At 65.3% G+C, this 21,966-nt stretch carries 24 protein-coding genes, 1 tRNA gene and 5 pseudogenes; 15 read left to right on the forward strand and 15 right to left on the reverse strand.

The features are described 5' to 3' along the window. Positions 1 to 43: 43 nt before the first annotated feature. A complete protein-coding gene (locus GNX96_RS03800) occupies positions 44 to 1,159 on the reverse strand; it encodes an ABC transporter ATP-binding protein (RefSeq protein ID WP_163567014.1) in 1,116 nt (371 codons plus the stop codon). 385 nt (positions 1,160 to 1,544) lie between these two features. Here GNX96_RS03800 and GNX96_RS03805 point away from each other — a divergent pair, with 385 nt between their 5' ends. Both GNX96_RS03805 and GNX96_RS03810 read left to right on the forward strand, forming a co-directional pair. Next, on the forward strand, positions 1,545 to 2,576 hold the full coding sequence (locus GNX96_RS03805; protein ID WP_163567015.1) for a MinD/ParA family ATP-binding protein: 1,032 nt from the start codon (positions 1,545 to 1,547) through the stop codon (positions 2,574 to 2,576). Positions 2,577 to 2,688: 112 nt separating this feature from the next. Further along, positions 2,689 to 3,786 carry a LacI family DNA-binding transcriptional regulator gene (locus GNX96_RS03810; protein ID WP_163567016.1) on the forward strand — a complete coding sequence of 366 codons (1,098 nt, stop codon included), beginning with the start codon at positions 2,689 to 2,691 and terminating at the stop codon, positions 3,784 to 3,786. A gap of 45 nt (positions 3,787 to 3,831) precedes the next feature. On the opposite strand, the gene GNX96_RS48560 is transcribed toward GNX96_RS03810, so the two are convergent. Continuing rightward, positions 3,832 to 4,290 (reverse strand): hypothetical protein, encoded by a 459-nt coding sequence (locus tag GNX96_RS48560; protein ID WP_279579276.1) that lies wholly within the window; start codon positions 4,288 to 4,290, stop codon positions 3,832 to 3,834. A gap of 225 nt (positions 4,291 to 4,515) precedes the next feature. Here GNX96_RS48560 and GNX96_RS48565 point away from each other — a divergent pair, with 225 nt between their 5' ends. Together GNX96_RS48565 and GNX96_RS03820 are read left to right on the forward strand one after the other, a co-directional pair. Next, positions 4,516 to 5,091 (forward strand): SGNH/GDSL hydrolase family protein, encoded by a 576-nt coding sequence (locus GNX96_RS48565; RefSeq protein ID WP_279579313.1) that lies wholly within the window; start codon positions 4,516 to 4,518, stop codon positions 5,089 to 5,091. 445 nt (positions 5,092 to 5,536) lie between these two features. Continuing rightward, a complete protein-coding gene (locus GNX96_RS03820) occupies positions 5,537 to 5,893 on the forward strand; it encodes a hypothetical protein (protein WP_163567017.1) in 357 nt (118 codons plus the stop codon). Here the strand turns inward: GNX96_RS03820 and GNX96_RS48570 are convergent. Genes GNX96_RS48570 through GNX96_RS03825 form a run of 3 tightly spaced genes read right to left on the reverse strand, consistent with a single transcriptional unit; the run spans position 5,890 to position 7,520 of the window. Further along, a complete protein-coding gene (locus GNX96_RS48570; RefSeq protein ID WP_279579277.1) occupies positions 5,890 to 6,159 on the reverse strand; it encodes a hypothetical protein in 270 nt (89 codons plus the stop codon). The two genes, GNX96_RS03820 and GNX96_RS48570, sit on opposite strands and share 4 nt — an antisense overlap. 44 nt (positions 6,160 to 6,203) lie before the next feature. Beyond that, positions 6,204 to 6,389 (reverse strand): hypothetical protein, encoded by a 186-nt coding sequence (locus tag GNX96_RS48575; RefSeq protein ID WP_279579278.1) that lies wholly within the window; start codon positions 6,387 to 6,389, stop codon positions 6,204 to 6,206. A 45-nt stretch (positions 6,390 to 6,434) separates the two neighbouring features. Continuing rightward, positions 6,435 to 7,520: a DNA polymerase gene (locus GNX96_RS03825; protein WP_279579279.1), complete on the reverse strand. Its 1,086-nt coding sequence runs from the start codon at positions 7,518 to 7,520 to the stop codon at positions 6,435 to 6,437. 225 nt (positions 7,521 to 7,745) lie between these two features. Between GNX96_RS03825 and GNX96_RS03830 the strand changes: the two genes are divergently transcribed. After that, positions 7,746 to 7,818, forward strand: a tRNA-Thr gene (locus GNX96_RS03830). Positions 7,819 to 8,080: 262 nt separating this feature from the next. Here the strand turns inward: GNX96_RS03830 and GNX96_RS62415 are convergent. The 4 pseudogenes from GNX96_RS62415 to GNX96_RS03850 all read right to left on the reverse strand — a co-directional run. Next, positions 8,081 to 8,572: pseudogene (locus tag GNX96_RS62415) on the reverse strand (hypothetical protein); the annotation flags it as partial. An 802-nt stretch (positions 8,573 to 9,374) separates the two neighbouring features. Beyond that, positions 9,375 to 9,911 (reverse strand): annotated as a pseudogene (locus GNX96_RS03840) (IS5 family transposase); the annotation flags it as partial. Between the two features lie 87 nt (positions 9,912 to 9,998). Further along, positions 9,999 to 11,230: pseudogene (locus GNX96_RS03845) on the reverse strand (IS256 family transposase). A 112-nt stretch (positions 11,231 to 11,342) separates the two neighbouring features. Continuing rightward, positions 11,343 to 11,693, reverse strand: a pseudogene (locus tag GNX96_RS03850) (IS5 family transposase); the annotation flags it as partial. A gap of 391 nt (positions 11,694 to 12,084) precedes the next feature. Between GNX96_RS03850 and GNX96_RS03855 the strand changes: the two are divergent. The 3 genes from GNX96_RS03855 (at position 12,085) to GNX96_RS03865 (ending at position 13,128) form a co-directional block, all read left to right on the forward strand. Next, positions 12,085 to 12,453 (forward strand): hypothetical protein, encoded by a 369-nt coding sequence (locus GNX96_RS03855; protein ID WP_163567019.1) that lies wholly within the window; start codon positions 12,085 to 12,087, stop codon positions 12,451 to 12,453. 51 nt (positions 12,454 to 12,504) lie between these two features. Then, entirely contained in the window at positions 12,505 to 12,768 is a 264-nt protein-coding gene (locus GNX96_RS03860) for a hypothetical protein (protein WP_163567020.1), read from the forward strand. A gap of 63 nt (positions 12,769 to 12,831) precedes the next feature. Beyond that, positions 12,832 to 13,128, forward strand: a complete 297-nt coding sequence (locus GNX96_RS03865; protein WP_163567021.1) for a hypothetical protein — start codon at positions 12,832 to 12,834, stop codon at positions 13,126 to 13,128. 109 nt (positions 13,129 to 13,237) lie between these two features. On the opposite strand, the gene GNX96_RS03870 is transcribed toward GNX96_RS03865, so the two are convergent. Continuing rightward, complete coding sequence (locus GNX96_RS03870) at positions 13,238 to 13,648, reverse strand: hypothetical protein (protein ID WP_163567022.1); 411 nt, start codon at positions 13,646 to 13,648, stop codon at positions 13,238 to 13,240. Between the two features lie 805 nt (positions 13,649 to 14,453). Between GNX96_RS03870 and GNX96_RS48585 the strand changes: the two genes are divergently transcribed. After that, positions 14,454 to 14,717, forward strand: coding sequence for an SRPBCC family protein (locus GNX96_RS48585; RefSeq protein ID WP_279579281.1), 264 nt, complete (start codon positions 14,454 to 14,456; stop codon positions 14,715 to 14,717). A gap of 650 nt (positions 14,718 to 15,367) precedes the next feature. Here the strand turns inward: GNX96_RS48585 and GNX96_RS03880 are convergent. After that, a pseudogene (locus GNX96_RS03880) lies at positions 15,368 to 15,995 on the reverse strand (response regulator). On the opposite strand from GNX96_RS03880, the gene GNX96_RS48590 reads away from it, so the two are divergent. Continuing rightward, positions 15,912 to 16,085: a hypothetical protein gene (locus GNX96_RS48590; protein WP_279579320.1), complete on the forward strand. Its 174-nt coding sequence runs from the start codon at positions 15,912 to 15,914 to the stop codon at positions 16,083 to 16,085. The pseudogene GNX96_RS03880 and the gene GNX96_RS48590 sit on opposite strands and share 84 nt — an antisense overlap. A 75-nt stretch (positions 16,086 to 16,160) precedes the next feature. Here GNX96_RS48590 and GNX96_RS03885 read toward each other — a convergent pair whose 3' ends face one another. Beyond that, positions 16,161 to 16,487, reverse strand: coding sequence for a sensor histidine kinase (locus tag GNX96_RS03885; RefSeq protein WP_163567023.1), 327 nt, complete (start codon positions 16,485 to 16,487; stop codon positions 16,161 to 16,163). A 62-nt stretch (positions 16,488 to 16,549) separates the two neighbouring features. On the opposite strand from GNX96_RS03885, the gene GNX96_RS67050 reads away from it, so the two are divergent. Both GNX96_RS67050 and GNX96_RS03895 read left to right on the forward strand, forming a co-directional pair. Then, entirely contained in the window at positions 16,550 to 17,284 is a 735-nt protein-coding gene (locus GNX96_RS67050) for a hypothetical protein (protein ID WP_279579282.1), read from the forward strand. 263 nt (positions 17,285 to 17,547) lie between these two features. Then, positions 17,548 to 18,201 carry a hypothetical protein gene (locus tag GNX96_RS03895; protein ID WP_163567024.1) on the forward strand — a complete coding sequence of 218 codons (654 nt, stop codon included), beginning with the start codon at positions 17,548 to 17,550 and terminating at the stop codon, positions 18,199 to 18,201. Between the two features lie 284 nt (positions 18,202 to 18,485). Here the strand turns inward: GNX96_RS03895 and GNX96_RS62425 are convergent, their stop codons facing one another. After that, positions 18,486 to 19,040, reverse strand: a complete 555-nt coding sequence (locus GNX96_RS62425) for a restriction endonuclease (protein WP_390623910.1) — start codon at positions 19,038 to 19,040, stop codon at positions 18,486 to 18,488. A gap of 398 nt (positions 19,041 to 19,438) precedes the next feature. Between GNX96_RS62425 and GNX96_RS48595 the strand changes: the two genes are divergently transcribed. After that, entirely contained in the window at positions 19,439 to 19,798 is a 360-nt protein-coding gene (locus GNX96_RS48595) for a DUF6596 domain-containing protein (RefSeq protein WP_279579283.1), read from the forward strand. 81 nt (positions 19,799 to 19,879) lie between these two features. After that, positions 19,880 to 20,887 (forward strand): NADP-dependent oxidoreductase, encoded by a 1,008-nt coding sequence (locus tag GNX96_RS03910; RefSeq protein WP_163567026.1) that lies wholly within the window; start codon positions 19,880 to 19,882, stop codon positions 20,885 to 20,887. A gap of 21 nt (positions 20,888 to 20,908) precedes the next feature. On the opposite strand, the gene GNX96_RS03915 is transcribed toward GNX96_RS03910, so the two are convergent. Next, positions 20,909 to 21,346 (reverse strand): VOC family protein, encoded by a 438-nt coding sequence (locus GNX96_RS03915; RefSeq protein WP_279579284.1) that lies wholly within the window; start codon positions 21,344 to 21,346, stop codon positions 20,909 to 20,911. Between GNX96_RS03915 and GNX96_RS62430 the strand changes: the two genes are divergently transcribed. After that, positions 21,333 to 21,524: a hypothetical protein gene (locus tag GNX96_RS62430; protein WP_390623911.1), complete on the forward strand. Its 192-nt coding sequence runs from the start codon at positions 21,333 to 21,335 to the stop codon at positions 21,522 to 21,524. The two genes, GNX96_RS03915 and GNX96_RS62430, sit on opposite strands and share 14 nt — an antisense overlap. On the opposite strand, the gene GNX96_RS03920 is transcribed toward GNX96_RS62430, so the two are convergent. Continuing rightward, entirely contained in the window at positions 21,454 to 21,966 is a 513-nt protein-coding gene (locus tag GNX96_RS03920) for a 5'/3'-nucleotidase SurE (protein WP_163567027.1), read from the reverse strand. The genes GNX96_RS62430 and GNX96_RS03920 overlap by 71 nt on opposite strands.

Consider the following 21,966-nt stretch of genomic DNA (forward strand, 5'->3'; position numbering starts at 1 on the left):
CCCCGGCCAACCAGGCCGGGGGGGCGCTTTCGTACGAGATAAACTAGGCCCGGATCCGCTCGCCGGTCTCGGCGTGGAACAGGTGCTCCTGGCCCTTGCGGATGGCGATCGACACCTTGTCGCCCATCGCCGGCGGCGTACGGCCGTCCGTACGCACGACGATCCGCTCCTGGTCGCCGCCCAGCTCGGCGGTGCCGTAAACGAAGGCGTCCGAACCGAGTTCCTCGACCAGCTCCACGTTGATCGAGAAGCCGGGGTCGTCTTCCTTGGTGAGCGACTTGCCGTTGCCGGCGATGTCCAGGTCCTCCGGCCGGAAGCCGATGGTGACCGTCTTCGCGCCATTCGCGCCGGCCGCCGCGACCTGCTCGCGGGTCAGCGGTACGACGATGCCGCCCAGCTGCGCGCCGCCGTCGACCAGCGGCACGGTCTTCAGGTTCATCGCGGGCGAGCCGATAAAGCCGGCCACAAACGCGTTCTTCGGGGTGTCGTAGAGCGCGCGGGGGGTGTCGACCTGCTGCAGGAAGCCGTCCTTGAGGACGGCGACCCGGTGGCCCATCGTCATGGCCTCGACCTGGTCGTGCGTGACGTAGACAGTGGTCGTGCCGAGCCGGGCCTGCAGCGACGCGATCTGCGAACGGGTCTGCACGCGCAGCTTGGCGTCCAGGTTCGACAGTGGCTCGTCCATCAGGAAGACCTGGGGCTCGCGTACGATTGCGCGGCCCATCGCGACCCGCTGCCGTTGGCCACCGGAGAGCGCCTTGGGCTTGCGGTCCAGGTAGGGCTCGAGGTCGAGCATCTTGGCCGCCTCGGCGACCCGCTTCTTGATGTCCGCCTTCGGGACCTTCTTCAGCTTGAGCGCGAAGCCCATGTTGTCGAAGACCGTCATGTGCGGGTAGAGCGCGTAGTTCTGGAAGACCATCGCGATGTCGCGGGCCTTGGGCGGCAGGTTGGACACGTCGCGGTCGTTGATCTTGATCGCGCCCTCGTCGACGTCCTCAAGACCGGCCAGCATCCGCAGCGACGTGGACTTCCCACAGCCGGACGGGCCTACCAGGACCAGGAACTCGCCGTCGGTGATCTCCAGGTCGAGCTTGTTGACCGCGGGAGTCGTGGTGCCGGGATAGATCCGGCTCGCCCCCTCGTACGTGACAGTAGCCATCGTGCTTCCTTCCACCGGCAGGAACGTGCCGGACGATCCGAGTGGAGGGAGCGGGTGGCGCACGGTGACGTGCTTGCCGCCCAGGCCGGTCGTACGGAAGATCAACTACGCCAGGATGATTGGCATATTTCCGTTTCGACCCACCTTGCCCTCGGGCCTCCATGCAGGCAGCCCGCAGTCAACCTACATTTCGCGAGTGACTCGGGCCACCCTCTTCGATGAGAAACCGGGCAGAATCGAGCTCGTACCCAATCAGCGACGCTGCGTAACCAGAGGTGGTGTCGGATGCAGGTCACGGCACCGATGGCCGTAGGCTCATAGCGGTCTTCCTGATACACCGTCGACAATGGTGTCCGGGCGCCGACGCATGGAGGGGAGCGGGGCTGTGACAGAGCGACCGCCGACCATACCGCCAACTCAGTGGTCCCCGCCGAACCGGCACGGCGCCGTACGAGAGTCGATCCGTGAGTCCGGCCCGCCAGAGCACCCGCCGTCCGGCTGGCGGCGGCTCTTCAACCGCCGTCGCGCGGAGGAAGACGAGGCAGTGGTCCGTGCCCCGCAGGCTCCGCAAGCCCAGCTGGCCGACCCGCTGGCTCTCAACCAGTATCCAGCCCCGGAGATCGCCCGGCTGATCGACACCGTGCGAGCGCAGATCCCCGGCCCCCGGGTGATCGCCTTCATCAACCCCAAGGGTGGCGCGCACAAGACCACCGCGTCCGTGTTGACCGCGGCCAGCTTCGGCGTGCTGCGCCGCCGGGGTGTGCTGGCCTGGGACGACAACGAGCTGCGCGGCACCCTCGGGCTGCGCGCTGGTACGGCCCGGCACGGCCGCACGATCAAGCACCTGCTGCACGACCTGCCGGAGCTGGAAGCCACCGGCGGGCCGTATCCGGAAGAGCTGGACGCCTACTTGCGCCGCCAGGACGACGGTTGTTTCGACGTGCTGGCCTCCGACGAGGATCCGCGGATCGGCCGGCTGCTCACCACCGACGTCGTCCAACGGCTGGCCCGCGCGGTGACCCGCAGCCATCAGATCGTCATCGTGGACACCGGCAACAACATCGACAGCGACAACTGGCGGACCATCATCGAGCGGGCCGACCAGCTGGTCGTCATCACGCTGCCCCGTGAGGACGCCGCTTTCGCCGCCGACTGGATGCTGGAGCTGCTGGTCGAGGACGGATATGCGGCGAAGGTCGCGCACGCCGTGACGGTCTTCTCCACCCCGGCGCCGGCGATTGAGCAGGCCGCGTATGCGGACCTGGCGCAACACTTCGCCAGCCGTACGCGCGCGGTCATCCAGACGCCGTACGACGCGGCCCTGGACCACGGTGGCCGGATCGACTACCACGCGCTTTCCCCGCAAACCCGGGACGCTTGGGTCCGGGTCGCCGCGGTTATCGCCCAGGGACTGTGAAGTCCGGTCGTTCGTGCGTTAAAAGCCTGCGATTACCGCACCAACCTGCATTGAGCACAGTCAGTGTCGACCTTTGCGGAGCAAACGAGCCTGAATCGGTTATGGTCCGTCCATGACAGCACAGCACGCGGGCCAGCGGATCCGGCGAACCGCGACGCTCGCCTCGCTGGCAGCCGAGCTCGGGGTTTCCCGTACGACGGTCTCCAACGCCTACAACCGGCCGGACCAGCTGTCGCCGCAGCTGCGCCAGCGAGTCCTGGACACCGCCAAGCGGCTCGGCTACCCGGGCCCGGACCCGGTGGCCCGCTCGCTGCGGATCCGCCGGGCCGGCGCGGTCGGGGGGCTGCTGCTCACCGAACGGCTGTCGTACGCGTTCCGCGACCCGGGTGCGGTGGCCTTCCTGGAGGGCCTCTCGCTGGCCTGTGAGGACGCCCGGGTCGGGCTTCTGCTCGTACCAGCCGTCGAAGGTGCCAGCGGCACTGATCCGGCCGTGGTGGCGCGGGCGGCGGTGGACGGGTTCGTGGTCTATTCGATGCCGGAGGGCAACGAGTTCCTGCAGACCGTGCTGGACCGCCCGGTGCCAACCGTGGTGGTCGACGAGCCGGCCGGGGTGGACGGCGTGGACTTCGTCGGCGTCGACGACCGGGCCGCGATGATCGCGCTGGCCCGGCACCTGGTCGACCTCGGGCACCGGCGGGTGGGCGTGGTCAGCTCGGCGATCAGCCCGGACGCCACTTTTGGCTTCGCGTCTCGCGATCGGCAGCGGGCCGCCGGCTATCACGTCGTACGCAACAGGTTGGACGGGCTGCGCCGGTCGTTGGAGGCGGTCGGCGTCGGCTGGGATGACGTGCCGGTGATGGAGTTGCCGGCCAACGACCGGCAGCTGGCCGCGCAGGGCGCCGGCAAGCTGCTGGATGCCTATCCGGACCGTACGGCGATCGTGTCCATCACCGACATCGTCGCGTTGGGCGTCCTGGACGCGCTGTCCGAGCGGGGGATCTCGGTGCCAGCGCAAATGTCCGTCACCGGCTTCGACGACGTGCCGGACGCCGCGCTGGCGCACCTCACGACCGTCCGACAGCCGCTCCGGGAAAAGGGCCGGGCGGCTGGCGAGCTGCTGCTGGACACCAGTGAGCGGCCGGCGCCGCGGACCAGGATGCTGACGGCCGACCTGGTCGTAAGAGCCACCACCGGTCCAGCTCCGGAGTAGCTGCCCTCGGCGGATGTAGAGATGCCGTCGACCGTTTCGATGTCCTTAGGAAACCGAGGAGGATATCGAAATGAGAACGCACTTTCTTCGAGGAGTTTCGGTCGCGGCGGCGCTGGTCGTCGGCGCGGCCGGGGCGCCCGCGGTGGCGTCGCCGGTCGGCTGGACCGGCGGGTGGGAGTCGGCCCAGGTCGCTGCTCCTGGCGACACCGGCGCCACCAACTGGTCGGTGACCGGCTTCGACCACCAGTCGATTCGTGAGGTCGTACGCGTCAGCCGAGCCGGTGCGGCGATCCGGATCCGAGTGTCCAATGTGTACGGCAAGACGCCGTTGCGGCTGGCCGGCGCCACTGTCGGGCAGGCCGCTGACGGGGCGGCCGTACGCGCCGGATCGTTGCGGCCGGTCAGCTTCGGCTGGTCGCTGTCGACGGCGGTGGCCGCCGGTCGTACCGCGATTTCCGACCCGGTCCCGCTGCCCGTTCTGGGGCTGGATCGGCTGGCGGTCACGCTCTACTTCGCTGGTCCCACCGGCCCAGCGACCTTCCATCCGCTGGCGTCGGCCACCTCGTACCGGGCCGCTGGCGACCACCGCTCGGACAGCGGATCGGCCGCCTTCAACGACGAAAACTCGGAGTCCTGGTATTACCTTTCCGGTGTCGACGTGGGGGGGCGACCGGCCGCGGCACCGTGGTCGCCTTTGGCGATTCCATCACCGATGGCGCTTTTTCCAGTGTGGACAAGAACAATCGCTATCCCGACGAGCTTGCCGAACGACTCGCCGACGGTCGCCCTACCGGGATCGCCAACGCTGGCATCTCCGGCAACCGGCTGTTGCATGACTCGCCGGGCTTCGGGGACAGTGGCCTGTCGAGGTTCGGCCGGGATGTGCTGGGCGAGCCGGACGTACGGACCGTTATCGTCCTGGAAGGCATCAACGACATCGGTTTCGGCGAAGGCGGACTCGGCGAACTGGTGAGCGCGCAGGATCTGATCGGCGGCTATCGCGCGCTGATCGCCGCCGCCGCGCACCCCCGCGGGATCCGGGTGATCGGCGCGACCCTGACGCCGACCGAGGGCTGCCCGTACCCGGGTTACGACACCCCGCACGGCGCGACTGTTCGGGCCGCGGTCAACCAGTGGATCCGTACCAGCGGAGCCTTCGACGCTGTCGTCGATTTCGACCACGCGCTGGCCGATCCGGCCGACCCGAACCGGATGCGGCCGGCGTACGACAGCGGCGACCACCTGCACCCCAGCGACGCCGGCTACCACGCCATGGCGGACGCCATCGACGTACGCGCCCTCTGACCTTCTGCTCGCAACGGCCCTTTACTTGCGCCTGCCGCAAGCGAAGGGGCGTTGCGAACAATGCGACGCCGAAGCCGGGTGCGCCGCGAAAATGTCGGTGCTCGCTGGCAGCCTCGATTCGGGGGCGGCATTTTCGGTTGCGCGCTGATAATCGTCATCATCTCGGTCGGGGTGGTTGTTCTTTGTTGCGGTGGTGGATTACTGGCGACTTCTCTCAACAACAATGACACTCCGAGGCCCAATCGTACAACCGCTGAACCTCGCGACCGTTCAGCGCTGGGAAGTCAAATAGTGCGCGCTTTCGTTCGTAAGCTCCTCATTTTCTGAAGTCCTGATCCACCGGGTGGATCTGACATTCGTCAATTGCGTACGATCCGTCTGGAGGGCACAATGCTGGCTGGCCGGAAAGGGCCAGTTGAGGCGACCGAATGGGGATTTTCGCTCAATGTTCACAGCAAAGACGCTCACCTTCGTCGCGGTCGCGGCGGCGGTTGTGCTGGGAATCACCGGGCCTGCCAGTGCGGCGCCACCGACGTTGCAAGAGGTCCGCTGCATCGGCGCGAGCGACGGGTTCCTCCATTTCCACCAGATCCCCGGCGACCGTTGTTTCGCGTACGCCGGTGATATCCAGCTGTACAACGGCAACGGCTATTTCCCCGTCGACGCCTATGACAGCGGCAACAACTCCGGATGGTTCGTTTACAAAGCGCCCGGCTGCTCGGCATGCCGGGAATGGTTCCCGAAGCACCATTACCAGTATTTCAACCCAAGCATCGACATTTTCTCCCTGCATATCAGCTAGAACATGCGGCCCGAAATTGTCGCCCCCAGCCGGCAGGCTGGAATTCGGGGGCGGCATTTTCGGGTCGGCGTCAGCCCAGCAGGGTGCCGTGGGCGGCGTCGGCATAGCAGTCGACCACGTCGACGGCGACCGGGAAGCGGGCCGGGGTGGGCGCCGAAAAGCAGCCGGGTCGCGGTCGCGGCGGCTTCGCCGATGGCGGTGACCACCTGGTCAGCCACGTCCTTCGGGGCGTGGGCCATCACCTCGTCGTGCTGGTAGAAGACCAACTCGGCGCCGTCGATGCCGGTCAGCCGGGTACGCAGGTCCGCGATCAGTGCGCCGGCCCCTCCTCCGCGGTGGTGGCCTGCACGACGAAGTTGCGGGTGAAGCGACCGCGGGCACGGGCCGCGGACACGCTCGTACGATCCGGTGGCCCGTCCTCGCTGACCCCGCCGTCCGACGGCTCGGCCACCGCCGCGTTGCCAGGCGGGCACGTACGGCCCAGCCACGAGCGCACCAAGCCGCCGGTCTCACCCGCTTGGGGGCGGCTTGTTCCAGCAGTTCAAGGGCCTGCGGATAGCGGCGGCGAAGGGTTGCCAGCGGGGGCTGCCGCAGCGCCACCGGTCTGCCCGTACATGGCGCCGAGCAGCCCAAGTTTCGCCTTCGCGCGCTCGCCGGCGAAGGCCTCCGCGGCGAGGGCGGAGTAAAGGTCTGGTTCGCGGGCGGCCCGCAGCATCCCGGTGTCGCCGGACATCGCGGCCAGGATCCGCGGGTCGACCTGCGCCGCGTCGGCGACGATCAGCACCCAGCCGTCCTCGGCCACCACCGCCTTGCGTAGCCGGCGTGGGATCTGCAGCCCGCCGCCACCGCGGGTCGGTCGCCCACCGGCCGGAGACGACCGCGGCCGGCACGTACTCCGGGCGGAACCGGCCGTCCCGTACCCACTCGGCCTGCCAGGCCCAGCCGTTCGCCGTGAAGATGCGCGCGAGTTCCTTGTATTCCAACAAAGGCTCGACCGCCGGATGGTCGATTTTTGCTTCACCGCCGCCGACCGGGTGTTCTCCAGCGGATGCCCGGCCCGGCCGAACGCGCGCAGCACCTCAGCCGGCGAGTCGGGATTCAGCGACCGGTTGCCCAACGCCTCGCCCACCTGGTTCGCGAGCTCAGCGAGCCGGGTCGGTCTTACGCCCGGAGGCGTCCGGCCACCCAGCAGCGCGGCCAGCAGCGCGTCATGGACGTCCGTACGCCACGGCAGCCCAGCGCGGCCCATCTCCTCGGCCACCAGCGCACCCGCCGAATCCGCTGCCACCAGCAGCCGGAACTTGCCCGGCTCGGGGAGGGCCGCGATCCGGCGCTGCTGGTCGGCGAACACCAGCCGGGCCGCCTCCAGCGGATCCACCTCCGGCGGCAGTCCGGTCCGGTCCGGCTCGAACAACGACGCCGGCGCGTCCCGTTGCGCTGGCTCCGGATCGGCCGGCACCGGATGCCCCGTCAGCCGCGCCCAAGCCGCCGCCACCGCCCGCGGCTGACCCCACCGCCCGTCGTACCCGAGCAGCAAAGCCTCGGTCAGCGCCAAATCATGACACCGCTGCACCCGTACGCCCGCCGCCAGCAGCGGTCTATAAGTGCTGACCGCGTCGGGCCACACCCACCGCGTATCGCGTATCGGGGGGACGCCGCTCGTACCTCCGCCACCACGTCAGCGGTCCGCCGCACCGGTCCAACCGGCGCCCCCGCCTCATCGACGGTCAGCAACGCCGGCTGGCGCTCGGTGTTCAGCACGACCCGCATGCTCCTGAGTCTGCCTCCCGGCTACGACACCGCCGCCCGCAGCCAGACCCGCCCACCGCCATCGCCTACCATTGACGGGTCCGCCGGCGTGGCGCAATTGGTAGCGCATCCGACTTGTAATCGGAAGGTTAGGGGTTCAAGTCCCCTCGCCGGCTCTCGTCCGAAACCGCAGCACACTGCGTGTGAGCTGCGGTTTTGTGTTTTTGTTGATCGTGGGCGGCTGCGGTGATCCATGCGTGACGGCGCATGTGGAGCGGTTGTGTGCCCATTGTGTGCCCAGGATGTTTCCTTCATCTCATTGGGCTTTTCTGGGAACGATTTTCGCGGTGGCTTCGCGTTGGTGTGGGCGAGCTGGGGCAGGACGCTGGTGTAGGTGTCGGAGGTGAAGTTGAGGTTGGCGTGGCCGAGCATTTCCTGGATGTCTTTGGTGTCGGCTCCGGCGGCGTAGGCGAGGGCGGCGGCGCCGTGTCGAAGGTCGTGGAGTCGGACCGGGGGTAAGCCGCTGTCGGTGACGAGGCGTTGAAAGTGGTCGGTGACCTTTCCGGGGTGTAGCCAGGAGCCGTCGTCTTGGGTGAAGATGCGTCCGGTGTCGTTCCAGTTGGCTCCGTGGGCGAGCCGGTGTTGTTTCTGTCGGGTGCGGTGTTTGCGGATGGTGGAGAGTGTCGTGGCGTCCAGGGCGATGGTGCGGTTGCCGTCCTGGGTTTTGGGTGGCGCCTCGACCACGTCCCAGCCGTCCAGGACGAGTGGGTGGCGATGGTGAGGGGTTCCTCTGCTTCGTCTAGGTCGATCCAGCGGGCGCCGCACGCTTCGCCGCGGCGTAGCCCGCGGAAGGTGATCAGGTGGAAGAGGGGATAGAGCGGGTCGTTGGTGATGTGGTCCAGGAACGCTCCGGTGTGCTCGGGTGTCCACACCATCACCGGTCCGGGCGCGCGACCGGTCTGCTGCCAGAACTCGATGCGGGACGCCGTCCAGACCAGCGGCCGGGTCTTCTTGGTGTCACGCATGTCGAGGTGGGCGGCTGGGTTGAAGGTGATCAGTTGGTGGGAGATCGCCTTGTTCAGCGCCGCCCGCAGGCATGCCCGGATGTTCTTCTGCGTGGTGGGTCCGGTTGGGCGCCGGTACGGCGGCAGTGCGTGGAGTTCCTCGCGTAGGACGGCTTTGTCCTTGCGGCCGTGCGCGGCTTTGCGGCGCGACTCGATGTCGCGCCGGGCGGTGTTGTTGGCCTCCCGCGCGATGTTCTCCTCGTCGATCGCGTCGAACATGTCCGCCAGTTGGCCGACGGTCAGCCTGTCGATGCGGATATTCCCGATCCGGGGTTTGAGGTGCACCCGCACGTCGACTTCGTATGACTTCGGTGTCCGGCCTCGTTTGGCGGCCAGCCATTGATCCAACCATTGCGCGATGGTGACTTTCGCGGTCAACGTCACCGGCGCGTGTAGCCGGCGTTGGACAGTGTCGGGCTCAGGAAGCGGTTCACCGGTTCGGGACAGGTGCGCCAACAACGCGGCCACGTTCTCCCTGCCGTCGTCGTCGTCGGGCCCTGGGAGCGCCAGGATGGCGCGCCCCACGTCCAGATCGGCCTGGGCTTGTGTGGCTGTGGTGTACGTGGACCGACGGAACAGGCGCCGTTTACCTCCCGCCGTGGGCAGGAGTTCTTGGCGCACCGCCCAGTATCCGTGCGCCTTACGTCGCAGGCGAGGACACCGTGCCCCTAGGGCGTGTCTGCTAATTGATGTGCCTGGTGGTAGGTGGTGATGAGGGCTGCGAGGTGGACGCCGCCGAGGAAGTTGGTGGCGTATTTCTCGTAGCGGGTGGCGATGGCGCGCCATTGTTTGATGCCGGCGAAGGCGCGTTCTACGGTGTTGCGTTCTTTGTAGATCTCGGGGTCGAAGGCTGGTGGTCGGCCGCCGGTTGAGCCTTTGGCTTTGCGATGCTGGATGTGGTCGCTGCGCTCAGGAATCGTGTGGGGGATCTTGAGATCACGCAGCCGCTGGCGGGTCGAGGGGTGTGAGTACGCCTTGTCCGCCAGCAGCCGAAATTTCCTGTCGTCGCCCTCTTTGCGAGCGGTGAGCAGCGGTATCAGATACGGGTTGTCGCCGGCTTGGCCGGCCGAGAGCAGGACGGTGACCAAGCAGCAGAGGGTGTCGGCCAGGGCGTGGATCTTGGTCGTCAGCCCGCCGCGGGATCGTCCGATCGCGTGGTCGGCAGGTTCATCGGGCCGATTCTTGTCATTCGATGGAGCCCCCCTGTGTCCGGTTTAGGGGCGCCCGCGGCGTGTGAGCCTGTCACGATTTCTGTGTAAGCCGGAGGTGATTGGCTTACTTGTCTTATTATATCAGAATGTTAGGCGGCCGGGGAATAGTTGGGTGAGGGTGTTGAGTGCTATTTTCCAGCCCCAGGTGCCTGTTCCTGAGGCTCCGCCGCGTTGGGTGGAGATGTTGCGTAGTCCGAGGTAGATGAGTTTCATGGCTGCGTCTTTGTCGGGGAAGTGTCCGCGGTTTTTGGTGATTTTGCGGAGTTGGAAGTTGATGGATTCGATTTGGTTGGTGGTGTAGACAATTTTCCGGAGTTCTGCGGGGTAGTCCAGGAAGGGGGTGAAGTCGTTCCAGGCGTTGTTCCACACGTCGACGGCTCCGGGGTATTGTTTGCCGTGGGTCTTGGCGAACGCGTCGCGGGCGAGCTCGGCGGCCTCCAGGGTGGGCGCGGTATAGATCTCGCGCATCGACGCGGCCAGTGGTTTGCGGTCCTTGTAGGACACGAACCGCATGGCGTTGCGGATGACGTGCACGACGCAGGTTTGCACTACGGTGTCAGGGAAGATTGAGCGGATCGCGTCCGGGAGCCCGGTCAGCCCGTCGCAGCACGCGATGAGGATGTCCCGCACGCCGCGGTTGCGCAAGTCCGTCAGGACCTTGGCCCAGAACTTGGCTCCCTCGGTGTCCTGGATCCAGCATCCGAGGGAGTGTTTGCGGCCGTCCACGTCCACTCCGATGGCCAGGTACGCGACCTTGGTGGTGACCACGCCGTTGTCCTTGATTCGGACCCGGATCCCGTCGATGTAGAGGATCGGGTAGACCTCGTCCAGCGGCCGTGACTGCCACAGCTTGATCTCGTCGACGACCACGTCGGTGATGTTCGAGATCAACTCCCGGGACGCGTTTACTCCATATATTTCAAGTAAATGCGCCTCGATGTCACGAGTTGTCATTCCTCGCGAGTACAAAGACAGGATCATGTCATCGATATTCCCCAAACGACGGGCACGTTTGGGTACGATCGTGGGCTCGAACGTCCCGTTCCGGTCCCGCGGCACCTCGATCTGGACCGGGCCGCTGAGCGTGGACACGGTCTTGCGGGTTAGCCCGTTCCGGGAGTTGCCGGACCCGCGTCCCTCCGGCGCGCCGTGCTCATAGCCAGGTGGTCGCTCATCTCGACCTGCAACGTCCGATCCAGCACCGCCTTGGTCATCTGGTTCAGCAGACCGTTCGCCCCGTCTACCGGCGTCCCAGTGGCCTTCGCGTCCGCTAGTAGAGCATCGATCGTCGCGGTCGAGAGCGCCCCCGTCAGCCGCGCAGCCGCCGTCTCATCATCACGACGAGACGAAATGTTCCGAGTCATACGGTGTCCCTTCCGACCAACCAACAGGCCAGTCGATCTTGGTACACCTCCGGCTTACACACTTGGCATGACACGCCCCGGCGTGTTGATGCACACGAACGTTGGTTGAATCAACGGACAGCAATCGCATCAACTCAGCGCCACCATCCGGTGTCCCCGCTTGCACAGTCGTGAACATCCGCACGTAGGTTCCGTCCACTGACCAGCGATTATGCCGCTCCCAGAGGGACTGCCACGACCCGAAGTGATCCGGCACATCACGCCAAGGCGTACCGGTCCGGAACCGCCACACGATCCCTTCCAATGTCAGCCGATGATCATTCCACGGCCGTCCCCGCCGGCCACCACGCATCGGCATGACCGGCTCAATAACTGCCCACAACTCATCTGAAATAGCGCCCGTCCGCAGCATCCATTCATGATCACCTACCCGGCCGCGCCGAATAAGCAGACACGCCCTAAACAGGTCATCAACGACTCAAGGGTCCGATAGACCTGGTCCACGACCCATTGGCTGGACCGCTTATGCGGACACTCCCTGGAAAATCTACGCCTTCTACCGCCGCTTACGTGACCGTTAGGTGTTGACCAACTGATTGAGACGTTACAGCGAGGCATCCAAGACCGAATTCACATTTGTCATGGGCTTCACTGGTGCTGCAGTCGCTACTGCCTTTGGCGTGAAAACCGCTGAACATTGGTGACAATTGTCAATTGCGGGCGACTGTTGGTCTCGTCGTACGATCACCTCTGCCCTGTCCGTTGGGCTATGTCGGACTTTGACTGTGCTTGGAGAATGTCTTATGAAAATCCTCACGAGGATCTCGAAGGTCAGGGTGACCGCAGCTGTGTTGGTTGCCGCGCTGCTCTCGATCACACCCAGCCCCAGTAGCGCGTCCACAGCGTCGCCAGCCATCCAGAACACCGCGTGCGACGATAGTAACTCCTTCCAGTACTTCACTTTCTACGTCGACAGATATCCCGTCTGTTACACCGACAGCGGGACCATGACCATGCATCTGGCCCCTGTCGGACTGTGGTACGCGGAAAACAACTATGGCACGTTCACGTATATCCTCCCGGACCGCTGCCCGCCGCCGGTCGTGTTCGGCCGGAACGAGTCCGGTAGCCTTCCGCCTGACGCCATCATCATCAGCCTCACGATCTACTGACCTCACGGCTGGACCCTGACGAAGGAGTTCGAATTGATCCCGAGACGTTGGTTGGCTAGCTTGGTTGTTGGCGTGGTGACGTGCGGTGCTCTGCTCACGCCGCTGACGCCGGCCGCGGCAGACGGTATCTGTTTCAACTCGTTGGACCCAGGCCAGCCGTTCGCTGGCTGTGAGTTCGAAGGCAGCTATTTCGACCACAATCGGTGTGCCACCGATGGAGCAGACCTGGTCCGCCATGACCCGGCCGCCATTGGCTACGCCTGCGACGTGGTCAATTCTGGCGAATGGTGGCTCTATATCCGTTATCCTGCTTAACCCCACCTTGCCATTCGTCATTATTTCTCGAAATCCGAGAACGGAACCAGTGATGGGAAACTCGTGCGTAAATTGTTGATCGCGATGACAGTCGCGGCCGTCGCGCTCGTCGGACCTACCGTGCCAGCATCGGCGGCACCGGCGGACACCTGCGGTGTGCATCAGCAGGTGGACGACAACGGAAATTCGTGGTGGGTAGCCACCAACTGCGACCCCAACGGCTGGGGCCAAGACTATCAATGGAACCAGGACGGGCAGGTCCACGGGACCTGCATCGCGGACCAGCGCACCGGACTGCTTGCCCCAGTATCGGTGGTCGACCGCTCCCCCTGGCTGGCGTACCTGACACATTATTGTTAAGTCTCCACGTGCCGCATCTTGAGATCAATACCAGCCTCGCTGCGCCGCCGCGGCCGGTTTTTGATGTCGGCGTGGCCGATTCGAGGTCGCGCGTCTGCGGACCCGCCCGTTAGCTGGTCTCGCGCGCCCAGACGTTCAGGAAGTGCTGAGTGTGGCGTACGCGTAGACGTCGTTGGTGTTGGTAATGCGCCCATAGGCTGTGAAGTTGTCGGTTCCGGCGGCAGTGGTCACCAGAGTCACGATGATGCTCGCGGTGGCGCCGGGGGCCAATAACGAGTTGCCGCATATAGATGAGGCGTTGGAGGTTGCGTCGGGCGCACCCGCTTCCACCCACCCCGGTGATCTTCTGCGACGCGTACTGAGGATTCTCAATACCCAGTGCCGCCGACACCGTCGCGGAGGTGTTGTTGGTGAGCGTTGCCGCCACCGTGACCTGATCACCGACCACGGCCGTGGCCGGGGTCACCGTCAGCCCGACAAGCGGGATCGACACGGTCGGTGCGGCGGCAGCAGGCGTCACCCATGCCGCCAACCCGGTTCCGACGCATAACATGGTGGCTGCCAACTGCCTGATACCCATTGCCGCCTCTTGATCGTCAACGATGCATGAGTGTCGCAGACGTTGTACACGATACTCGTAGCGGCGGACGGCCTACCCCACAACTGCCCAGAGATGGTCCAGGCAAATGCGTCACCAAGGCCGCGCCCGCCAGCGTGGCTGCACTCAACCGCCTGGCACGCTTGCGCGCCATCGCACCTCAGGTCGTGTTCGCGGCCCTCGGCGGGGGCGTCCATTCATTCCACCTTCTACGAGGTAACCGATGTCGATCCACAATGGCGGAGCATTCCGCACAGGCGCCCATTGGCGAACCAGACCACGTTCATTCTCGATCCTGCTGGCCAACCAATGCCTGTTGGCGTGTCCGGCGAACTCCACCTCGGTGGGGTCAGGCTCGCACGTGAATCTCTCCACCGCCCAAGCCTCACTGAGACGGAATTCATCCGTTGGCAGGCGCCCGACGGACATGTTCACCGCCCGGCTCCGTACGGGCGGTTCTGCTCGGTGCGCTACTCCACCGTACCCGGACAGGTTGGCACCGTGGGCGTCGTCGGTCGTAGGGTTGCCCAATGCCGCGTTTTGAGGTCACCACTAGCATCAGCGCATCTCCGCAGCGTGTCTTTGAGGTTTCGTTGGAGGTGGAGGTGCATACCGCTTCGATGGCCGGTGCCGCCGAGCGCGCTGTCAGTGGCGTCACGTCTGGTCGTCTGACGCTCGGTGACACACCGTCACGTGGCAAGCCAGGCATTTTGGCCTGCCGTGGCGGATGACCTCCCGGATCAGCGCCTTGACGCCACCGGGATACTTCGTCGACGAGCAGGTCCGGGGACCGTTCAAGCGCTGGCACCACGCCCACCACTTCGAGCCGGACAAGCAAGGCGGCACCTTGATGCGCGACGTGGTCGACTTCGCTGCTCCGCTCGGCCTCCTGGGAGCCGTCGCCGAACGGGCGGCACTCAATTGGTACATGCCCCGGCTGATCAACATCCGGAACAACCATGTCAAGAAAATCGCTGAAACCACCCGCTGAGCGACTGAACGCTTTCGGCTCAGCTAAACACAATCGTCAGCCAAGATTTCTCACCAGGACACACACAGGCCATGCCGAGCCCGGCCGCGCTGACCTCCAGCTCCGTTGACGTTGAACCTGAAACCGATCCGGGAGCCGACCTCCGCAGGGGCTCGGCTCGAACAGTCGACACATACCAGACCCACCGCGCCCCATCGCTCGCGATGACTTTGCCGTGGCGTTTACCTCCGCGGGTCACAACGGATGTAACAAAACCGCTGTCCGGCGTGGTGTGCCGGGTATGCGTACGGACCGGATCCCCGGTGGTCATCAGCCGATCCCGAGGACGGCCTTGGCGGTGGTCCAGTTCGTCAGCATCGTCTGCTGCGCGGCCGCGAGGGTGACCTGTCGCGCGCAGACTGCTTTCTTGACGGCGTTCTCGACGCTGTCTTTGTTGTAGGAGTTGTTGTTGCCGACACGTGGATCTGGTAGAGGCCGAGGTTTGCAAATCGGGAATCAGCAATTCCGGGGCCCGACGCCCGAGTGTCGTCGAGTATTTTAGGATCTGGCCCAATTTCCGGGTTAGTAGTTGGCCCTGCCGGTCGCTGGCTAGGCGTGGGAGACGAGTTTTCGAAGTGGGTCGAATCCGGCACGGCCGTGGCCGGCGCTGTTCAGGGTTGGGCGCGCGCTCCTGCGATCACGAGTCCGGTTTCGTCGTAGGCGATGACGACGAGCTGGGCGCGGTCGCGTGCGGCGAGTTTGGTCATGATGCGGCTGACGTGTGTTTTCGCGGTGAGGGGGCTGAGGAACAACGTGTTGGCGATCTCGTCGTTGGATTGACCCTGGCCGACCAGGGTGAGCACTTGGCGCTCCCGGTCGGTGAGTCGGTCGGTCGAGGGGGTAGTCGGTTGCGGCTTTGCCGGGGCGCCCTCGCGCGGCGATATCGGCGATGAGACGGCGTGTGACGCTGGGCGAGAGCAGAGCGTCGCCTCCGGCGACGATGCGGACGGCTTGGATGAGGTCGGCGGGTTCGGTGTCTTTGACGACGAACCCGGCGGCTCCTGAGCGTAATGCTTCGTAGACGTACTCGTCGGACTCGAAGATGGTCAGGATCAGTACGCGCACACCGGCAAGGTTCGGGTTGTCGGCGATGCGGCGCGTCGCCTCCAGACCGTCGACTCCTGGCATCCGGATGTCCATCAGGACAACATCGGCATGAGTCGTGGCGGCCAGGCTCACGGCTTGTTCCCCGTCCAGGGCTTCACCGATGACCTCGATGTCGTCGGTGTGTTGCAGCAGTGCGCGAAAGCCCGCTCGGATGAGGGCTTGGTCGTCGGCGAGAAGAACTCGGATCATCTGGTGGCTTTTTCAGCGGGAGGTGTGCGGTGACATGGAATCCGCCGCCGTGGCCTGGTCCAGCGTGCAGGGCGCCGCCGACGGCTGCGGCCCGCTCGCGCATGCCGATCAGGCCATGACCGCCAGCTGGAGTGGAGGGTGCCGGTCCGCGTCCTGTGTCGCTGATTTGCAGGCTGATCTCGCGTTGGTCGTAGTTGATCTGGACTGGACGGTGGCCGTGGCCGGTCCGGCGTGGCGGATCGAGTTGGTTAGTGCCTCTTGGACGATGCGGTAGGCGGCGAGGTCGACTGCGGGCGGCAGGGTGCTGGGTGGTTGGCCGGTGGTGGCGATGGTGGTCGGCAGACCGGCCGCGCTGACCCCGGCCACCAGCGCGTCGAGGCGGCTCAGTCCCGGTTGAGGCTGGTTGGATTCGGGGTCGTCGACCTGGCGCAGCACGGCCAGGATGCCAACGGCGTACTACATGACCAATTTCTCGACCTGATCGCTGAGCGCACGCTATGAGCAACACCAACGAGACCACCGACATGGCCACCAAGACCAGCCGCCTGCTGCGCCGCGGGTTTGCGCTGGAATGGGCGACACTGGGCTGGAACGTCGTCGGCATCGTGGTGCTCGCCGCCGCGGCAGTCGCGGCCCGGTCGGTGGCGCTGGCCGGGTTCGGGCTGGACTCGCTGATCGAGATCGGCGCTTCGATCGCGGTGATCTGGGAACTGTCCGACACCGGTGGCGCCCGGCGCGCGCGCGCGCTGCGGCTGATCGGCATCGCCTTTGCCGCGTTGGCCGGATATCTCGTCCTGCAATCCACCGTCGCGCTGATCGCCGGGCTCCGGCCAGACCGCTCGCCGGCCGGGATCGCCGACGGCGATCACCGCGCTGGTGATGTTTTCCCTCGCTGCCGGCAAAGCGCGTACCGGCGCTGTCCTGGCCAACCCGGTCCTGCGCACCGAGGCACGAGTCACCACCATCGACGGCATTCTCGCCGTCGCGGTGCTGGCCGGCCTCGTCCTCAACAGCGTTCTCGGCTGGTGGTGGGCCGATCCGCTGGCCGGCTACATCTTGGCCCTCTACGCCATTCGGGAAACTCGTCAATCGCTAAAGGCGGCTCGCACGCTGGAGTCGGCATCGAAGTGACTGAACGAGAATCCGGCCGCCTCCCGCGAGTCCAGCAATGCAGTCACATCCAGCTGATGGCCGCTGACCGTTGGCTAAAGTGGCAACTGTCGGATGGGTGAGTGAACTGGAGATCATCGACTGAGCCCTCCGGTCCTTCATGCTGCCCGTCGGGTTGTGGCCCTCGACCTTGACGACGATCCTTGACGAAGATCCACCGCCGACCCACGTCCCAAGGGTGTTCTCGACGGCGCGATGGACTCCGGGCCTTGTTTTACCTTTGCTTGGTTGTGATGTTTGGTCACGGAGCGGATTCTGTGTGTGACGAGGTGACCCCTGCAATAGGGCCGTGGGTTCTGCTGCACGTGGGTGGAAGGGGTGTGTCATGCAACGGTGGAAGCGCTACACCCTGATCGGTGTCGTGGCCGGCGCGGTGGTGGTCGGTCTTGGCGCGGTGGCTTTGCCTGCCGTTAGTTCCAATGTGCGCAGCTCCGAACCTGATGCCGAGGAAGTCGAAGCGGTGGTGGCCAACGTGAACGCCGCCTCCGGCAGTTGCGGAGTGGAGCGGTGGTCGGTCAAGACCGGTACGGATGCCGACGCCGGGAAGATCACGTTGCAGTCGACGACGCCGACCACGATCGCTGCCCTGGACGCGTTGACGGCGCCGTCGTCGTTGCCTTCGAATTCCCGGGTCACGCCGACCGAGACGACGGTCTACCAGCTGGCGGCGACGTTGACGAAATACAAGCTGGAAGCCGACTCCGACTACCACCTGGTGCTTGCCGATGGCGTCGGGCACACCATGATCAGTGAGATCCCGGATCCGACCTGCGTGGGCAACAGCAGCCCACTTCGGACCAGCATCCAGAAATCGCGTACCGAGTTCAACGCCAAATACACCCCGACTGGCAGTTTCCACACCGTCAACGTGCCGGTCACCGTCACCGGTGTCGGGTTTTTCGACTTCCTGCATGGACAAACCGGGGTGGCCCCCAACGGCATCGAGCTGCACGCCGTCCTCGACATTCAGTTCACCTAACTAACCCCGCAATGCCGCCAAGAGTCCGGTTCAGGCAATCCTGATCGGCCGGCGCGGAGCGGGCCGCGCGGGGTCAGCCGTCTATCGGGGGGTCTTGGTGGGCTGAGCGGCCGACATAGCCGCCGTAGCTGCGTCCAACCAGTTCCGACCACCGGATGGCGGTACTGGGGTGTAGGCCCAGGGGGTGCGCGCTAGGAGGGGCGCTTCCATGCGTTGGGCGAGGTGGATGAGTGCGCGAGAGCGCTGAGGACCTGGTTTGAGTCCAATGTGGTGGAGTCGGACTTTCATACGGGCCGCGCTGCGCGCCTGTCCAGCTTTCGTGCCGGGGAATAGCCACTCGCCCCATTCCGTCGGGCGACTCTCGTCGGTGACGAGACTGGCGACAAAATGGTCGAGCGGTGCCAGGAGCCGGATGAACCTCGGGACGGGACTGTCTGCGACGCGACCATAGACGCAAACTGCCTGATAACCTCAGGACCGACCCGGTGTCGGCACCTTTTCACCTCAACGACCAATTGCGCCGTGGCTTGGCGCTCGGGCGGACCGGTTGGACGCATAGCGAAGTCGAACCCGTACTGGTCTGCCGGTAATTCGACAAACCTAAGACTAGTCCGCCGCTCGAGTAGTTGGCGGATCATAGATTCAAAGGCGCTTGGCTCGAGCCGCTGAAAGTCGAGCGAAAGGAGATTGGAGAGCCTTTCCGCTAACTCCGGCAGCCCTTTTCCGGTCGCGCCAATTTCGACAACAGGAAAAGCATTTAACATCGCAGGAGTGTGAGTCCCCGCAATTCTGGCACAAACAAAGGTCACTGCACGATCGTCTAGCTCCCGGGTTCGCATCAGCTCTCGGCCAACCGATGGCCAGACTGCAACGAGCGAAGCATCGCTAAGCACGAACAGCAAACAACTATAGTCACCCAGACCGTCACGAATCTGTTCGACCCAATGATCAATCGAACCTTCAGAATAGACTACGACCTCAGCCGAGACACCGGCGTTGCGCAACAAGTCAACAATCGTCCTGCAAGTTCGTCCATCAGATCCATCACCAGCCACGAGGATCGGCCTTGTGCGGTCGTCGGCCACCGCCGGATCACGCCCCTCCCACCTTGACTATCAAACCAGTCACGATCGGAATACCACGATAGCCGGTAGGACACTCTTGAACACCTCGTCACTCGCCCTTCGCACCCTGGGCGGCCTGTCCACTGGCGAGGTCGCCCGCCCGCGGCCTGCTGGTGCCCGAGGCGACGATGGCCAAGCGGCCGACCTGGGCCAAGCAGAAGATCCGGCAGGCCGCCATCCCGTATCGGGTGCGGGAGCCGGCCGAGCTGCCCAGCCGGCTGTCCGGCGGCGCGGCGACCGTCTACCTGATCTTCAACGAGGGCTACGCGGCCGGCGGCGCCGCCGCGCTGGTACGCACCGAGCTGGCGACCGAGGCGGTCCGGCTCGGGGTCCCGACTCTGACAGAACTGGAGCTCGGCCCGTCACACACACACCCGCTCATAAAACCAACCTCACCTTCAGGAGAAAGCCCTAAAAATATTGGCAAACTACCGCTGTCAACGCCAAAGCCCTGGCCCCAGTCCGTCGCATAGAGGTCGCCGGCGGCAGATGTTGACACTGCTCACATGGAGTCGTTAATGTGGACGGCGCTAACATCGAACCTGGGAGGAAGAATGCGCGCCTACGTCTTCACCGGATACGGCGATTCTTCTGCGATGGAGTTACGGGAGGTGGACGCGCCGTCGCCCGGCCCAGGACAGGTGCAGATCCAGGTACGCGCCGCGGGGTTGAACCCGATCGACTACAAGACCCGCCAAGGCAGCGTACGACTCATCAACCGGCTAGTTTTTCCAGCTGTCGCTGGCAACGAACTTGCGGGTGTGGTGAGCGCGGTCGGGTCCGGCGTGAGCCGGTTCTCGACAGGCGACCGGGTGTACGCGCGAGTGGACAAGAGCCAGATGGGCGCCTTTGCCGAATATGCCGTCGTCGCCGAGGACCTCCTCGCGGCGATGCCGTCGTCGCTCACGTTCGAGCAGGCCGCGGGCGTACCACTGGCTGGTTTGACCGCTCTGCAGGCGCTCCGGGACGAACTGGCCGTGGCCAAGGGCTCGAAGATCTTCATTTCCGGTGGCGCCGGCGGCGTCGGGACTTTTGCCATCCAGCTCGCCAAGTGGCTGGGCGCGGAGGTCGCCACCACCGCGTCGGTCCGCGGTGCCGAACTGACGAAGAGGCTCGGCGCGGACGTGATCGTCGACTACACGACGGAAAAGTTCGACGACCTCCTGCATGGCTACGACGGAGCCTTCGAGCTCATCGGCGGCGAGACGCTGGATCGAGCCTTCAGGATTCTCAAGCCGGGCGCCAAAATAGTGTCGGTTGCCGGCCGTCCAGAGCCGGCCACCGCTCGACTGGACCTCAAAGCGGGTATATTGCTGACGGCGCTGTTCTGGGCTATCAGCATCGGTACGCGCCGGAAAGCTCGCCGGCGCGGCATCACCTATCGATATCTCCTGATGCATCCCAGCGGGGACGACCTCACCCTGCTCGCCGGGCTTCTCGACAGCGGCAAACTTGAGGTCGTCTTGGACCGTACGTTTGCGTTCCAGGATATCGCCGAAGCCATGACCTACCTGGAATCTGGGCGGGCAAAGGGAAAGATTGTTGTCACTCTGGAGAAGTGACCGTCGTTGCCGGTGGCTGGATCAGTTCGATGAGGTTTCCCTCCGGATCCTTGACGTAGGCAAACCGAGCGCGCCCGGCTGCACTGCGTCGACCGGCGGCCACACCCCGACACCTCCGGCCGCGACGATGGCGGCGAATGCCGCATCAAGATCGCGGACCGACACCGCCCAGTGCCCGAACCCCAGCGTGCTCGCTGCGTCCAGCGGATCGACATAGTCGCGGTTCCTGCTCGCGCCAGCTCGTTCAATGAGTTCCAGGCGTACGCCCGAACCGGACCGCAGCACGACCGTGCGCACAGCTGGCTCGTCGAGTTGGAACTCCTCGATGACCTCATGCAGGCCGAGCGCCCGCTGATACCAGGCACGCTGCGCATTCAGGTCCGCGACCGACAAGCTGGCGGCCTTCGCCGCGGCGTACGTCCAGTTCGCCGCCGACCGGCCGGCGCTGTTCGAACTCACCTTCGTCGCCGGGCTGGACAAAACCCGTTCACCCGCGCTCGCCGAGGCCGGCCAGGCCCTGTTCACGAACTGTCCGCGCCGGCTCGGGCGTTATGCGGCGACGACTGTCAGGCGCGCAGGCTGGTACTCGCTGTCGCAGCCGCGGCGGAGTCGTCGGCGACGGCCTGTACGTCGGTGATCGGCGTGACGGTGGCAAAACCGGCGTCGAGCAGGCCCTCGTCGGTGTCGGGGTCGAGTGGCAGCTCGGTCGGCTCGACATTGACGGTGGCGTCGCCGGCGTTCCAGTCGCGGCGGGCCCGCCCGAAGGCGGCCAGCCGGGCGTGCCGGATCCCACCCAACTCCTCGGCCGGCAGGTCTGGCACGTTGATGTTGACTACGGTCCTTTTACGGGCGGCCGGCAGCCATTCGGTGGCCTTGGCTGCGACGCCGGCAGCGGTGTGGAGGTGCTGTGGCTCGGTAGCGTCGATGCTGACCGCCAACCCGGATATGCCCAGTGATGCGGCCGTGAGGGCGGCGCAGACAGTACCGGAATGCAGGATGGACCTGCCAGTGTTCGGCCCGAGATCGATGCTGGCCAGCACGCACCACGGCGGCGCTCCGAAAGCGCCCAGCCGGGCCAT

This window comes from Fodinicola feengrottensis, assembly GCF_010993775.1.
Lineage (GTDB): Bacteria > Actinomycetota > Actinomycetes > Mycobacteriales > HKI-0501 > Fodinicola > Fodinicola feengrottensis.